We start from the raw sequence: 13,881 nt of genomic DNA, 5'->3' as shown, positions 1-13,881 counted from the left end.
GGGTCTCCTGGGTCAGCGGGTGACGAGGACGTCGACGACGGCGGTGGTGCCCTCCGTGACGGCCTTCAGCGCGCGCTCCAGCGCGGGTGCGAGGGCGTCGGTGGTGTCGACGGTCTCGGTGTGCATCCCGAACGGTTCGGCGAAGGCGGCGAGCCGGGGCAGGCGGTGCAGGTCGGTGCCGAGCCACTCGCCGGTCTCGGCGGCCGCGCCGTCGGGGTAGAAGCGGCGGTGGTTGAGGTTCATCGACTTGTAGACACGGTTGTTGAAGATCACGACCAGCACCGGGAGGTCGTAGGTCCTGGCGGCGTCGTACGACGGGATCACCGGGTTGTAGGTGAAGGCGCCGTCGCCGACGGTGAGGACCACCGGGCGTTCCCTCGCGGCGAGTTTGACGCCGAGGGCGACGGCGATGCCCTGGCCGAGGCCGCCCTGGACGTAGAAGTAGGAGTCGGGTCCGGCGGTGCGCAGGTGCCGTTTGACGACGCGGCTGTGGGTGATGGTCTCGTCGACGACGATGCCGTCCCGGCCGTCCAGGAGTCCGCGCAGGGTGGCGGCGACGTGGACCGGGTCGACGCCCTCCCCGGACCGCTCGGCCCGGGACTCGGCGGCGGCGACGGCCGCCCGCTCGGCGGCGTGCCGTTCCTCCTGGGCCGCGTCCCGGGCGGCCACCGCGGCCGGGTCCAGGTCCGTGGCCCTCCTGGCCAGTTGGCGCAGGGTGTTCGCGACGTCGCCCTCCAGGTATTTGTCGGCGAAGAGGACCTGGTAGGCGATGTGCGGGCGCTGCGGCACCTGGTCGATGACGACGACCTTCGCCCTGGCCGGCCGGCGGCTCGGCGGATAGAAGGGCGCCCGGCAGTTGACCAGGAGGATCAGGTCCGCCTCGTCCATCCACGGACCGATGTCGCTGCCCGCGTGCAGCGGGTGGGTGCGCGGGAAGTTGCCGCACACCGCGGAGTCGGGCTCGACGACCGGGATCCGCCATGCCTCGGCGAAGGCGACCAGGGACTCGAGACCGCCCGCCTCGCGTCCGGCCGTCTCGGTGACGACCACCGGGTTCTTCGCCGCGCGGATCAACTCCGCGACGGCGTCGGCCTCTTCGGGCGAGCTGTGTGTGGCGCCCGGCGGGGCGACGGGCCCGGCCTCGCGGCCGTCCCAGTCCTCCAGCAGGATCTCCAGCGGGATGTTGAGGTAGGCGGGACCGGCCGGGGCCCGCCAGGCCAGCTCCGCGGCCCGCGTGACCATGGTGGGCAGGGTGCTGATGTCGGCTGCCTCATTGGCCCACTTGGTGAACGGCTGGGCCACGTGGTGCGGGCCGCCGACGACGGACAGGTTGCGGTACCACTGGCCGCCCGGGTCCTGGCCCGGTCCGTCGCCGTACGTCGTCGACTCGGAGGAGGCGACCAGCATCGGGACACCGGCGAGGAGCGCCCCGTGCACGGCCATCGAGCCCTGGAGCAGGCCGGGGGCAGCGTGCAGGAGTACGGCCTGCGGGCGGCGACTGATCAGTCCGTAGCCGGTGGCCATGCCGACCGCCACCGTCTCGTGGGTGAGGTCGAGGTACTCCGGTGCCGGCGCACCGTCGCGGTGGCGCCGGGCCAGGGACTCCCACACCGGGGCCCATTCGGAGCCCGAGGAGCAGAAGACGTGGTCGGCGCCGAGGGCGTTGAGGGCGCTCACGAGCGCGTCGCCGCCGTCACGGCTTTCGGGGCTCGGCCCGTTCGTGCTGTCCGTCGTCATCTCGTGTGTCCTCAGCCCTCGTACGGCCAGTTCAGGACCTCGGAGATGCCGCGGCCCATGATCCATTCGAGCTCGTCGGGTGTGAAGTCCCAGTGCTTGGTGAACTGCTCGATGGTGTCGGTGTAGGTGATGCCGTGTCCGAGCAGGCGGGTGATGTCGGTGCCGTAGAAGCAGCGCCGCGGGCCCATCCGGTCGACCATCTCGCGGACGTACTTCTGGATGTTGTTGTTGGGGAAGGGCTGCGTCGAGTAGCCCGGCAGCGCCGAGACCTTCACGTAGATGTTCGGGTGGGCGGCCAGGTCGGCGGTCTCCGACACCCAGTAGCCGATCGCGTCGTCCACGCAGCGGGCCATGATGCCCATGTGGTCGATGATGATCCTCAGCTCGGGGTGCTTGGCGGCGATCTCGCCCAGCTCCCGCTTCCAGATCGGCGCGTGGACCATGGTGGGGATGGCGAGCTGCTCGGCGATCGGCCAGTACCAGTCGTTGGTGCCGTCGATCATCCAGTTGCGGTCCTGCGGGCGGTGGAAGGTGAGCCGGACGCCCTTGACGTGCGGGTTCTGGGCGAAGTCCGTCAGCATCGCGGTGCCCTCGGCCTCGTTGTCCTGCGGGACGCGGGCCATGATGCCGAAGCGGTCCGGGTGGGCCTCGCAGGCCTCCAGGGCGTAGTCGATGCGGTTGCCCTCCCAGGACGGCGGCAGGATCAGCGCCCGGTTGACGCCGGCCTCGTCCATCAGCTCCAGCGCCTCCTCGTAGGAGAAGGGGTCCTCGCGGTGGCCGTTGAGGCGGATGCGCTCGCGGGCGCCCGGGACCCAGGGGCGGTCCGGGGTCTCTTCCGTCCAGATGTGGATCTGGGTGTCGACGACGAACATGGGGTGAACTCGCTTTCTCGAACGGGGTGGTGAGGTGCTGCGCGGGGAACGCTAGGCGGACGGCGGGGCCTTGCCGAGAGCCCGGCGCGCAAGCTGTAGTTGCGCGGAAACGAGCCGCACGCAGGGCGTTCCCGGGGTGCGTCAGGCGTCGCCGAAGACCGCGCCGGCGATGTGCTCCGCGATGGCCATGGAGGCCGTGGCGGCCGGGGAGGGCGCGTTGCGCACGGCGGTGACCCGGCCGGCCCGGTGGATGCGGAAGTCGTCGACGAGGGTGCCGTCCCGGTCCAGGGCCTGGGCCCGGACGCCCGCTCCCCCGCGGACCACGTCCGCCGGGCCGACGCCGGGGACGTAGCGGCCCGCGTCCTTCATGAAGGCGGCCGTGGACAGCGCGCCCCGGTACTCCTTGAGGCCGGTGCGCCAGTGCCGGGCCGCCATCCGCCACGTGCCGGGGTAGGCGGCGAGGCCGAGCAGGTCGCGCGGGGAGACGTCGGTGAGCCGGTACCCCTCCCTGGCCAGGGCCAGGACCGCGTTGGGTCCGACCTCCACCGTGCCGTCGACGCGGGGTGTGAAGTGCACGCCGAGGAACGGGTAGCGGGGGTCGGGCACCGGGTAGACCAGGCCGCGTACGAGGTGGGCGCGGTCCGGCCGGAGCAGCAGGTACTCGCCCCGGAACGGGACGATCCGGGGTTCGGGCCGGTCCCGGGCGAGCCGCGCGACCGAGTCCGACTGGAGGCCGGCGCAGAGGATCAGCCGGTCGACCCGCACGCGTTCCCGCGCCGAGGCGACCTCGACCCCGCCGGTCGGGTGCGCGATGCCGGTGACGGAGAAGCCGTGCCTGACCTCGCCGCCGGAGTCCGTGACGTCCTGGGCGAACTCGCGGGCGATCGCCGGATAGTCGGTGATGGCCGTGCGCGGGGAGTGCAGGGCGGCGATGCCTCCGGCGTGCGGCTCCAGCTCCTTGATCTCGTTCTTGGAGACCTTGCGCAGATCGGGCACGTGGTTGTGCTTCGCGCGCTCGTAGAGGCGGTCCATGCGGTCCAGTTCGTCCGCGCGGACGGCGGTCACGAGCTTGCCGACCTCCCGGTACGGCAGCCCGCGGTCCTGGCAGTACTCGCGCAGCAGGGACACCCCGCGCACGCACAGCTCCGCCTTCAGGCTGCCGGGTGTGTAGTAGATACCGGCGTGCACGACGCCGGAGTTGTGGCCGGTCTGGTGCTCGGCGACCCGCTGTTCCTTCTCGAACACGACGACGCGGGTGCCGGGGCGCCGGAGCGCGATCTCGCGGGCCGTGGCCAGGCCCACGATGCCGGCGCCGACGACGCCGACCGTCTCGTCAGCCATCGGTCTCCCCCTCCGCCGGGCCGAAGTGGACGGCGACCGTCTTGACCCGGGTGGAGAAGCGCAGGACCTCTTCGCCCTGCTCCTTGTAGGCCGTGCCCGAGTCGTGAAAGCCGCCGAAGGGCAGGTGGACGTCCCAGCCGGTGGTGGTGGTGTTGACGGCGACCTGGCCGCACTCGGCCTCGTCGGCGAAGCGGTACGCGCGGGCGAGGTCGCGGGTGAAGACGGCGGCGGCGAGCCCGTAGTCGGAGTCGTTGACCGCGTCGACGGCCGCGGCGAAGTCGTCCACGGCGCGCAGCGCGAGGACCGGGCCGAAGACCTCGTCGCGCCAGAGGTCCGTGCCGGGGCGCACGTCGGCGAGGACGGTGGGCAGCACGTAGCAGCCGTGCGCGCGCTCGCCGCCGGTGTCCGCCCTGCCGCCGGTGAGCACCGTGGCGCCCTGTTCGACGGCGCGGTCCAGGTCGGCGAGGACGGCGTCGCGCTGCCGTGGGCTCGCCAGCGGGCACAGGGTGGTGGCCGGGTCGCCGCCGGGGCCGACGGTGAGCGCCTCGACCTCGGCGACCAGGAGGCGGGTGAACTCCTCGTAGACCGGGCGTTCGACGACGACCCGGCTGGTCGCGGTGCAGCGCTGGCCGGCCTGGCCGAAGGAGGCGGCGGCGACGGACCGGGCGGCGGCGGGGAGGTCGGCGTCCTTCAGCACGGCGGAGGCGTTCTTGCCGCCCAGCTCGCCCTGGAAGCGGACGCTCCGGTCGGCGAGGCGGCGACGGATGCGGTTGCCGACGGCGTTGGAGCCGGTGAAGGTGATGCCGGCGATCCGGGGGTCGTCGAGGAGCGCTTCCTCGATCTCGGCGGTGCGGCCGGTGACGACGTTCAGGACGCCGGCGGGCAGGCCCGCGTCGTGCAGGGCGCGGGCGAGGTGCAGGCCCGACGCCGGGGTCTCGGTGGCCGGTTTGAGGACGGCCGCGTTGCCGGTGGCGAGCAGCGGGGCGAGTTTGCGGGCCGGGGTGATCAGCGGGTCGTTCCAGGGGCTGATGACCAGGATGACGCCGATGGGTTCGCGCTGGGTGTACGTGCGGGTGTCGGGCCGGGCGTCGTGCAGGAGGGTGCCGTAGCCCTGGCGGGCGAGCCCGGCGTAGTAGTCCAGGAAGTCGGCGGCCTTGCCGGCCTCCCCGCGGGCCTCGGCCAGGGTCTTGCCGTTCTCGGCGGTGACGTCGGCGGCGATCGCGTCCAGGCGTTCGCGGATCAGCCGGGCGGCGCGGGTGAGGACGCCGGCCCGCTCGAAGGGGCCGGCGCGCTTCCAGCCGGGGAAGGCCCGCTCGGCGTGGTCGTAGGCCCGGGTGACGTCCTTCGCGGACAGGGCCGGGACGCGGGCCAAGGGGGTGCGGACGTCGGCCGGGTCGTGGACGTCGATCCAGTCGCCGGTCGTCGTCCACTCTCCGCCGAGGAGCGTTTCCAGAGTGCGCATCGGATCACTTCTTCCTTACGTCGGCACGTCGGCCGCGGTGCGGATGACCGCGACGACACACCATGCGGGGGTGGCTTCACCAGGCCCGTGGCGGCAGGCATTGGTTGCGTCGTGCGCGGGCCGCCCGCGGGTCGGTCCGTGCTGGAATCGACGGGCCGGACGGCGCGCACGGCGCCGCCGGGAGCCGAGGAGAGCCCAGACATGGCCTACGCACTGGTCGCCCACTACCGTTGCGCACCCGCCGACGCGGACGCGGTGCGTGCCGCGCTGCTGAGGGCGCGGGAGGCGACCCGGGCGGAGCCCGCGAACCAGCGGTACGAGGTGCACGCCGTCGTGGACGAGCCCGGCGGCTTCCTGCTGTACGAGTGCTACGACGACGCCGCCGGGTTCGCTGCGCACAAGGCGGCGCCGCATTTCGAGGAGCAGATCGTCAAGGCCGTGTGGCCGCTGCTGACGGAGCGGTCGGTGACCTTCGCCGAGACGTTGTGAGGGCGGCCTTCCTCAAGGGTGGCCGTCCTCAGAACTCGTTGCCCCAGCAGTAGCGGGCGACCGTCTCCACCAGCACCAGCTTCCGGCGCTGGTCCCCGGCGTCGAGGAGCGGCCGGGCCGCCACGTCGGCGAAGCCGCGGGACGGCGCCACGGCCGCGTCCTCGATGTCCTTGAACGTGTCGACGGTGTCGATCCGCTTCATCACCGTGTCGATGTCCTCCAGCTCGGGTGTGGTCGCGTCGACCACGCCCAGGCACACGTCCCGGTCCTCGGGCAGCGCCCGTACGAGGTCCAGTTCGGCGTCGGTTCCGCGGTCGAAGGGCAGCACCCAGCGGTCCGCGGGGACGGTGGCGTAGAGGCGCTCGGCGCGGGCCCGGTCCACGGCGTCCGGCGCCGTCCAGCCGGGTGCGACGCCGACGCGGACGCCTTCGGGGCGCTCGGCCGGCCGTACCGCCGCCGCGTCCACCGCGAGGGCGTCCTCGAAGGACAGAGCGCCGGGGGCGGACGGGTCGGTGGCGAGGTGGTCCAGCAGGAGCGGGTTGTCGAGCTGGACGAGGCGTACACCCTCGGAGACCAGCAGCGCGATCTCCGCCCGGACGATCTCCGCCAGCGCCTCGCCCAGCTCACGGGCGGAGGCCGGGCCGAGGCCGGGTTCGAAGGTGGTGGCGGCGAGGTAGGCCGGGGACGGCAGCGTCGCCTTCGGCGCGATCACCGTCAGCCCCGACAGGCGGGTGCCGTAGCCGGGCAGCAGCGGTCCGTTCGCCTTCGGCAGGGACTCGGCGACCCAGCGGACCAGGCCGTCGGGGCCCGTCCGGTCCGTGCGGCGGAAGCCGGTGACGCTGGTGAGGACGGCGGTGCGGAAGTCCTCGCGCGGCAGGTCGCCGTCGGTGACGACCGTGCAGCGCAGCTTGCGCTGGAGGGCCACCGCCTCCTCGACCGCGCGGGTCTCGGCGGCCCGCAGCGCCTCGGGGTCGCCGGCCGCGCGGGCGGCGACGAGTTCGGCGGGGCGGACCAGGCTGCCGTGGTGGTCGATGCGGTAGTTGAAGGTGTCGGCCATGGGTCAGGCGTCCTTTCCGGCGTCGCCGGCGGGCGTGCCGGCGACACCCCAGGCGGCGAACTCCAGTTCGTAGCCGAGCGCTTCGAGGACTTCGTCGGCGATGACCTGGTCCTCCTCCGCGGTGCCGCCCGCGATGCCGAGGCCGCCGATGACCTCGCCGTCCTTCTTGATGGTGACGCTGCCCTCGGTGGCGAGGATGGGCAGCGCGGCCCCCGGGAGCTGGGAGAGCTGGGAGAAGAAGACGGGCTGGCTCTCCTGCCACTTCTTCAGCATCCTCCCGGGGCGCTGCATGACGGCCGCGGTGTACGCCTTGGCCCGGGCGATGTCGGGGGTGAGCGGGCGGGCGCCGTCGGGGCGGCGGACGGCGACGACGAATCCGCCGGCGTCGACGACGGCGACGCTCACGGCCTTGCCGATCGCCCGGGCACGCAGGTGGGCGGCGGCGATGATCTCCTCGGCGGCGTCGAGGCTGATGTTGCTCATGCGGCTTCCTTCGGGGTGGTCAGGGTGCGGCGCAGGCGGGCGACGGCCGCGTTGTACGGCTCCGGGGTCTCCCAGTACATGGAGTGCGGGGCGCCGGGGACGATCTCCAGGTGCGAGCCGGGCAGCAGTTCGTGGGCGCGGGTGACGGTCTTGACGCCGAGCACCGCGTCCTTCTCACCGGCGAGGAAGGCGACCTTGACGCCGGAGGCCCGTATCTCGTCCAGGGAGGGTCCGTCGGTGTCGAGGTTGCGCAGGTCCTGCATCTTCGCGACGTTGAAGGTGCCCATCTGCTGGAAGAGGAAGGTGAGGTCGGGGCGCTCGCGCTGGAACGCCTTGGTCAGCAGGCGGTCGACGACCGGCAGCTTGACGGCCTCGGCGCGGTCGCCGGCGGCGAGTTCCCTCAGCTCGGGGTGGCTGATGCCGCCGAGGGAGTGGCCGAGGACGACGGAGCCGACGCGTCCGGGGCGCAGGAGGCCGGCGCGGAGGGCGGCGACGGAGCCGATGGACTGGCCGACGAGCATCACGTCGGTGAGGTCCTCCCGGTCGAGGACCGCGACGACGTCGCTGGGGAAGTCCTGGCCGTCGAACTCGGGCATGGAGCTGTCGGACCTGCCGAATCCGCGCAGGTCGACGGTGACGACGGTGAACTCCTCGCGCAGGGCCGCGACCTGCTGCCACCAGGCGGCGTGGTGACCGCCGCTGCCGTGCACGAACAGGATCGCCGGGCCGCTGCCGTGGCGCTCGTAGTAGAGGGAGATGCCGTCGGAGTCGGCGTAGGGCATGGAAGTAACTCCTCAGCGGGCGTGCTCAGTTGGGCCGCTTGGCGTGGTACACGAGTTCGATCATGGTGTGGTCGGGGTCGTGGATGTAGCAGAACTTGGACTGGTTCTCGGGGCGCTGGACGGGTCGCGTGTGGCGGATGCCCAGCTCCCCGAGGTGGGCGAGGAAGTCGTCCCAGTCGTCGACCTCGACGGCGAAGTGGTAGGGCGCCATGCGCTCCATCTCCTCGACCGGCGTGAAGTGCAGGTCGAAGGTGCCCCGGGTCATCAGCACCACGCGGGTGTTGGACTTGGGCATGATCCGCTTCATGCCGAAGACCTTGGCGTACCAGTCGGCGGTGCGGTCGGGGTCGGTGGTGGGGAAGTTGACGTGATGGATGTAGCGGGGCGCTGCGCTCATGACGGGTTCCCTTCGGTGTGTACGGGGTTGGACAGCACGCCGATGCCGCTGATCTCTACGTCGACGGTGTCGCCCGGTTCGAGGTGGCAGACGGATTCGGCGCCCATCCAGAGCACGTCACCGGGGTGCATGGTGATGTGCCTGGTGACCTCGACGATGTGGTCGTACGGGTCGAAGACCATGTCGCCGGTCGGGTACGCGGCGCGCGTCTCGCCGTTCACGCGGAGCGTCGTCGTCTGGGCGAGGGCGTCGACGTCGGTCTCGATCCAGGGGCCCATCGGTTTGAAGGTGTCGCTGTTCTTGCCGCGCCAGAAGGTGCGGTCCTGGTGCTGCCAGGCGCGGGCGCTGACGTCGTTGCCGATGGTCCAGCCGAAGACCGCCTCGCGGGCCTCGTCGTGGCCGGCGTGTCTGAGGGTGCGGCCGATGACGGCGACGAGTTCGGGTTCGGCCTCGAAGCGGCCGGTGACCCCGGCCGGTCTGACGATCGGTGAGAGGTGTCCGGTGAGCGCGTTGTTGGCCCGGTAGCCGACCTCGGGCCGGCGCGGGGTCGGGGCGCCGGCGTGGGCGATGTGCCGGGGGTAGTTCATGCCGACCGCGTAGAAGACGGGCGGGACGACGGGCGGCAACCAGTGCGCGTCGGCGCGCGGCACCGTGCCGATGGTGTCGGGGCGGGCCGCTTCGAGCGGGGAGCCGGACAGCAGCTCGACGTGCTCCTCCCCCACCCGGCCCCAGACCGCCCGCCCGCCGGCCGAGACGCGTGCGTACCTCATGGCGCCAGCAGGTGGGAGACGCGCTTGGTGACCAGGTAGGCGTCCAGGGCCTCGGGTCCGCCCTCGCGGCCGTAGCCGCTGTCCTTGACGCCGCCGGAGGGGGCCTCGTGGACGGAGCCGCCGCAGTGGTTGAGGGAGAGGATGCCGGCCTGGAGTTCGCCGGACAGTCTCTCGGCGGTGGCGGCGGAGCCGGTGAAGCCGTAGGCGGCCAGTCCGTAGGGCAGCGCGTTGGCGGTGGCGAGCGCCTCGTCGAGGTCGTGGAACGGCAGGATCGGCGCGAGCGGCCCGAAGGGTTCCTCGGAGAGGAGTGCCGCGTCCGTCGGTACGTCGGTGAGGACGGTCGGGGGGAAGAAGTAGCCGGGGCGGTCCGGGCGCTCGCCGCCGGTGCGGACCTTGGCCCCGCGGGCGACGGCGTCGGCGGTGAGCCGCTCCATGGCCTCGAGGCGGCGCTCGTTGGCGAGTGGGCCCATGGTGGTGCCCTCCGTCAGCCCGTGACCGACGACGACCGCCTCGGCGGCCCTGACGAACTCGTCGGTGAACGCGTCCACGAGCGACTCGTGGACGAGGAACCGGCTCGGGGAGGTGCAGACCTGCCCGGCGTTGGCCCACTTGGCGCGGGCCGCGCTGCGGGCCGCCGTCACGGGGTCGGCGTCCGCGCAGACGATCACCGGGGCGTGGCCGCCGAGTTCCATCAGGGCGGGCTTCATGACCTCGCCGGCCCTGGCCGCGAGGAGCTTGCCGACCGGGACGGAGCCGGTGAAGGCGACCAGGCGGGTGACCGGGGAGGAGATCAGGTGGGCGGAGACCTCGGCGGGTTCGCCGAAGACCAGGTTCAGGACGCCGGTGGGCAGGCCCGCGTCGGCGTAGCAGCGGACCAGTTCCGTCGCCGTGGCCGGGGTCTCCTCGGAGGCCTTGATGACGAGGGAGCAGCCCGCGGAGAGCGCGGAGGAGATCTTGCGGTTGGGTCCGCCGACGGGGAAGTTCCAGGGGACGAAGGCGGCGACCGGGCCGATGGGTTCGCGCCGGACGGTCAGGAGGGTGCCGGGGTCCGAGGGGATGATGCGGCCGTAGGCGCGGCGGGCGTCGTCGGCGTGCCAGCGCAGGGTCTCGGCGGTGCGCCGGGCCTCGCCGGTCGACTCGTGGAGCGGCTTGCCCTGCTCCCGGGTCATGACGCGGCCGATGTCCGGGGCGCGTTCGGCGATCAGGTCGGCGGCGCGGTGCAGGACGCGGGTGCGTTCGGCGACGGGGGTGGCGCGCCACACCGCGAAGCCCTCGGCGGCGGCGCCGAGCGCCCGGTCCAGGTCGGCCGGTGCGGCCAGGGGTACGTCCCCGATCACCTCCTCGGTGGCCGGGTCCACAACGGGGGCGGTGTCGCCGGTGGCCCCCTGGCACCACTGGCCCGCGATGTACATGCGGGCGGCGGGGTGGCCGTGATCGGTGGTCATGGATGTGTGCCCTCTCAGGGTCAGGACGGGACGGTGTCGTCCTGGTCGCGGTTGGTGCGCAGGGCCCAGATGTGGTGGGGCGGGGTGGTCTCGTGGACGCGGGTCTCGTAGGTGTCGTCGACCCGGTCCATGTCGGCGGCGTACTCGACGCGTCCGCCGCAGGGGGCGTGCAGGAAGCGGAAGACGTTGGAGCCGATGGTGTGGCGGCCCAGTCTGCGGGCCTCGCGCCAGCCCCGCCCGATCATGAAGTTGCCGCCCTCGATCACGTCGTCGAAGCCGGGGACCTCGTAGGCGACGTGGTTGACGCCGGTCCGGTCGGGGCGGTGGCAGAGCAGCATGGTGTGCTGGTCGTCGTCGCCGGGGGCCCGCATGAAGACGCCCATGGGTTCGACCACGTCGGTGGGCCGGAAGCCGAGGCGGTCGGTGTAGAAGGCGACGGCCTCCTCCCGGCCGGCCTTGGTGATGTTGAGGGCGACGTGGCACATGCGCAGGGGGTGGGCGCGGGTGACCGGGGTGAGGGCCTCGTTCCAGCGGACCACGGCGCCCAGGGTGTTGGCGCGGCGGGGTGCGACGGTGACCCGCTTCGGCCGGGCGAGGGTGAGTCCGACGCCGAAGCCGCTGTGGTCGACGGTGTGGTGCGTGCCGTCGGCGCTCTCCCGGACCTCGCGGTCCCGGCCGGCCGCGGCCACCAGGCGGTCGAGTTCCTGCCGGGTGTCGACGCCCCAGACGACCTCAAGCAGGGTGGGTCCGCTCTCCACGGCGGGCGGCAGCGGGGGGCCGGGTGCGGTGTCGAGGTGGAGGGTCTGTCCGGTGCGTGTCTCGAACACCGCGTGCTCGTCGGTCCGCTCCACCGGGAGAAGGCCGAAGTCCTCGAAGAATGTGACGCATTCGGGAAGGTCGTCGATGCCGTAGGTGACCGATTCGATTCTCTGGATTCCCATGGATTCCTCGTTTCCGTCTCGCCCGGCGAGCGTAGGTTCGCCGTCTCGGGCGCCTCAATGGGCCGGGGCCCGCTCAGTTCGCAATCGTTTGTTGCGCCGTGGTGGGCGATGACGCGCGAAGAGCGGGAATCGGGTTCTGGGAGAACCAGCCGGCGAGGAAGTCCAGGAAGACGCTGACCTTGCGCGGGGTGTCCCGGCCGGGTCCGTAGATGGCGAACAGGGGGCGGTCCGGCACCGCCAGCTCGGGCAGCAGCACCTGGAGGGCGCCGGAGACCAGGTCGTCGTAGGCGGGCCGCTGGGGCAGCAGGGCGATGCCGCGGCCGTGCACGGCGGCCTTCTGGAGGGCGATGTAGGAGTTCGACGAGAAGGCGATGTTGCGGATCTTGTGCAGGGTGCTCGCGTGGCCGTGGCCGATCCGCCACACGGGGTCGTTGACGTGCACCAGGCAGTCGTGGGCGGCGAGGTCGTTGGGGTGGGCGAGCGAGCCGTGCCGCTCCGTGTACTCCTGCGAGGCGCACAGGACGAAGGGCAGCGAGGAGATCTTCTTCAAACGGACGCTCGAGTCCCTGAGGTCCCGGGTGTGGAAGGCGATGTCGAATCCGCTGTCCAGGAAATCGTAGGTACGGTCCGACATTCCGCCGAGTTCGAAACGGATCTGGATTTTGGGATGCGCGGCGGAGAACGCGGCGATGGCGTCGCCGAGATCGAGGCTGCCTATCCATTTGGGGCAGATGACGCTGAGCGTGCCTTCGGCGCGGTCGTGGAGCTGGGCGATCCCGGCGTCCTCGGCCTCGATCTCGTCCAGGATGCGGGCGGCGAAGTCCGCGTAGCGCCGCCCGGGTTCGGTCAGGCTCACCGACCGGGCGGTGCGGTTCACCAGCCGGACCCCCACCTGGCGTTCCAGTTCGGCGACGTGGCGGGAGACGAGGGAGCCCGACGAGCCGAGCTTCTTGGCGGCCCCGCTGAAGCTGCCGACCTGGGCGACGGTGACGAAGCTGTGCATGAGGAGCAGGCGGTCCATGTTCTTCCTCCCAAGGCCCGACGCTGAGTCGGACGCCGGTTCCCGGTGGGGGCCCTACTTGGGGCAGTACTGGGGAGCCTCGCTCAGGTTTTCCTTGGTGACCAAGACAAGAGGAATGTCGGAGATTTTGTCAACACCTTGGTCGTCACCGCCTTGCTCCTCGTCCAGCAGCGAGACGGTGCTCCTGACCGCGGTCTGCCCGATGGTCATCGCGGAGTTCGCGACGGTGGCGGAGAGACGCCCGTCCTCGACCGCCGCGACGCCCTCCTCGGTGCCGTTGACGGACACGATCCTGACGTCCTCGGCGCCGGCGGCGTCGAAGGCCTTGCGGACGGCGAGGGCCATCTCCTCGTTGGCGACGAAGGCGTAGTCGAGGTCGGGATGGGACTGGATCATGTTCTCGGCGACGTCCTGGGCCTTGGCGGGGTTGAACATGCCGGGCTGGTTGGCGACCACCTTCGCGGTCTTCGGCAGCGCGTCCTCGAAACCGCCGACCAGCAGGTCGGAGGCGGCACCAGGGGCGCCGGCGACAACGCCGACGGTCACGTTCCTGCCACCCGCGTCCTTGGCGATCCACCCGGCGTCCATGGCGCCGACCTTCTTCAGGTCGACCACGGCGGCGCCGAGCACGTCCGCCATGTCGGAGGTGGCCACGGAGGTGAGGTAGATGGGGATGCCGGCGCCCTTGGCCTTGGCTATGTCGCCCTCCAGGGCGTCGACGTTCACGGTCTGGACGATCAGGGCGTCCACGTTCCGGGCGATCATGTCCTCGATGTTGGACAGTTCGGTCCCGGCGTCCTGCTTGGAGTTGGCGGAGTAGACCTTGGCGTTCCGGGCCTCGGCCTCCCGCTCCACGGCGCGCAGCAGACAGGTGTGGAAGTGCGTGTTGGAGCCGTTGACGAACCCGAGGGAGACGGAGCCGTCGGCGGCGCCCCCGCTGTCGCTCTCCGAGCCGCATCCGGCGAGGACCAGGGCGACGGCCCCGGCGAACGAGACCGCGGCGGCACGGCGGTGGGAGGGAGCGGTGGACTTCATGGGGCGGGCCTTTCCTGCGTCGTCGAAGAGAAGGTGCTTGCGGAGGGGG

At 72.1% G+C, this 13,881-nt stretch carries 14 protein-coding genes; 1 reads left to right on the top strand and 13 read right to left on the bottom strand.

The window, feature by feature from the left end; genetic code table 11:
• Positions 1-12: 12 nt before the first annotated feature.
• The 4 genes from ACFC1X_RS03735 to ACFC1X_RS03720 all read right to left on the bottom strand — a co-directional run bounded on the left by ACFC1X_RS03735 (position 13) and on the right by ACFC1X_RS03720 (position 5,412).
• A complete protein-coding gene (locus ACFC1X_RS03735) occupies positions 13-1,737 on the bottom strand; it encodes a thiamine pyrophosphate-dependent enzyme (protein ID WP_376348430.1) in 1,725 nt (574 codons plus the stop codon).
• Between the two features lie 11 nt (positions 1,738-1,748).
• Positions 1,749-2,609: an amidohydrolase family protein gene (locus ACFC1X_RS03730; RefSeq protein WP_376348428.1), complete on the bottom strand. Its 861-nt coding sequence runs from the start codon at positions 2,607-2,609 to the stop codon at positions 1,749-1,751.
• A gap of 141 nt (positions 2,610-2,750) precedes the next feature.
• Positions 2,751-3,950, bottom strand: coding sequence for an L-2-hydroxyglutarate oxidase (gene lhgO, locus ACFC1X_RS03725; protein ID WP_376348426.1), 1,200 nt, complete (start codon positions 3,948-3,950; stop codon positions 2,751-2,753).
• A complete protein-coding gene (locus ACFC1X_RS03720; RefSeq protein ID WP_376348424.1) occupies positions 3,943-5,412 on the bottom strand; it encodes an aldehyde dehydrogenase family protein in 1,470 nt (489 codons plus the stop codon). The genes lhgO and ACFC1X_RS03720 overlap by 8 nt, the downstream gene beginning before the upstream one ends.
• 201 nt (positions 5,413-5,613) lie before the next feature.
• Between ACFC1X_RS03720 and ACFC1X_RS03715 the strand changes: the two genes are divergently transcribed.
• Positions 5,614-5,901, top strand: a complete 288-nt coding sequence (locus tag ACFC1X_RS03715; protein WP_376348422.1) for a putative quinol monooxygenase — start codon at positions 5,614-5,616, stop codon at positions 5,899-5,901.
• A 28-nt stretch (positions 5,902-5,929) separates the two neighbouring features.
• On the opposite strand, the gene ACFC1X_RS03710 is transcribed toward ACFC1X_RS03715, so the two are convergent.
• From ACFC1X_RS03710 to ACFC1X_RS03670, 9 genes are all read right to left on the bottom strand, one after another.
• Complete coding sequence (locus ACFC1X_RS03710) at positions 5,930-6,958, bottom strand: methionine synthase II (cobalamin-independent)-like protein (RefSeq protein ID WP_376348420.1); 1,029 nt, start codon at positions 6,956-6,958, stop codon at positions 5,930-5,932.
• A gap of 3 nt (positions 6,959-6,961) precedes the next feature.
• Positions 6,962-7,441, bottom strand: a complete 480-nt coding sequence (locus tag ACFC1X_RS03705) for a heme-binding protein (RefSeq protein WP_376348418.1) — start codon at positions 7,439-7,441, stop codon at positions 6,962-6,964.
• On the bottom strand, positions 7,438-8,223 hold the full coding sequence (locus ACFC1X_RS03700; protein ID WP_376348416.1) for an alpha/beta fold hydrolase: 786 nt from the start codon (positions 8,221-8,223) through the stop codon (positions 7,438-7,440). The genes ACFC1X_RS03705 and ACFC1X_RS03700 overlap by 4 nt, the downstream gene beginning before the upstream one ends.
• A gap of 25 nt (positions 8,224-8,248) precedes the next feature.
• Entirely contained in the window at positions 8,249-8,620 is a 372-nt protein-coding gene (locus tag ACFC1X_RS03695) for a VOC family protein (protein WP_376348414.1), read from the bottom strand.
• Positions 8,617-9,390: a fumarylacetoacetate hydrolase family protein gene (locus tag ACFC1X_RS03690; protein ID WP_376348412.1), complete on the bottom strand. Its 774-nt coding sequence runs from the start codon at positions 9,388-9,390 to the stop codon at positions 8,617-8,619. The genes ACFC1X_RS03695 and ACFC1X_RS03690 overlap by 4 nt, the downstream gene beginning before the upstream one ends.
• Positions 9,387-10,835, bottom strand: a complete 1,449-nt coding sequence (locus tag ACFC1X_RS03685; protein WP_376348410.1) for an NAD-dependent succinate-semialdehyde dehydrogenase — start codon at positions 10,833-10,835, stop codon at positions 9,387-9,389. Before ACFC1X_RS03685 ends, ACFC1X_RS03690 begins: the two co-directional genes overlap by 4 nt.
• A gap of 20 nt (positions 10,836-10,855) precedes the next feature.
• Complete coding sequence (locus tag ACFC1X_RS03680) at positions 10,856-11,776, bottom strand: VOC family protein (RefSeq protein WP_376348408.1); 921 nt, start codon at positions 11,774-11,776, stop codon at positions 10,856-10,858.
• A 73-nt stretch (positions 11,777-11,849) separates the two neighbouring features.
• Complete coding sequence (locus tag ACFC1X_RS03675) at positions 11,850-12,797, bottom strand: LysR family transcriptional regulator (protein WP_376348406.1); 948 nt, start codon at positions 12,795-12,797, stop codon at positions 11,850-11,852.
• A gap of 54 nt (positions 12,798-12,851) precedes the next feature.
• Complete coding sequence (locus ACFC1X_RS03670) at positions 12,852-13,832, bottom strand: sugar ABC transporter substrate-binding protein (RefSeq protein ID WP_376348404.1); 981 nt, start codon at positions 13,830-13,832, stop codon at positions 12,852-12,854.
• Between the last annotated feature and the right edge of the window lie 49 nt (positions 13,833-13,881).

Source organism: Streptomyces sp. NPDC056128, from assembly GCF_042263835.1.
Lineage (GTDB): Bacteria > Actinomycetota > Actinomycetes > Streptomycetales > Streptomycetaceae > Streptomyces.
The sequence above is the reverse complement of the archived record's forward strand: the minus strand, read 5'-3'. Positions and strand labels throughout refer to the sequence as shown.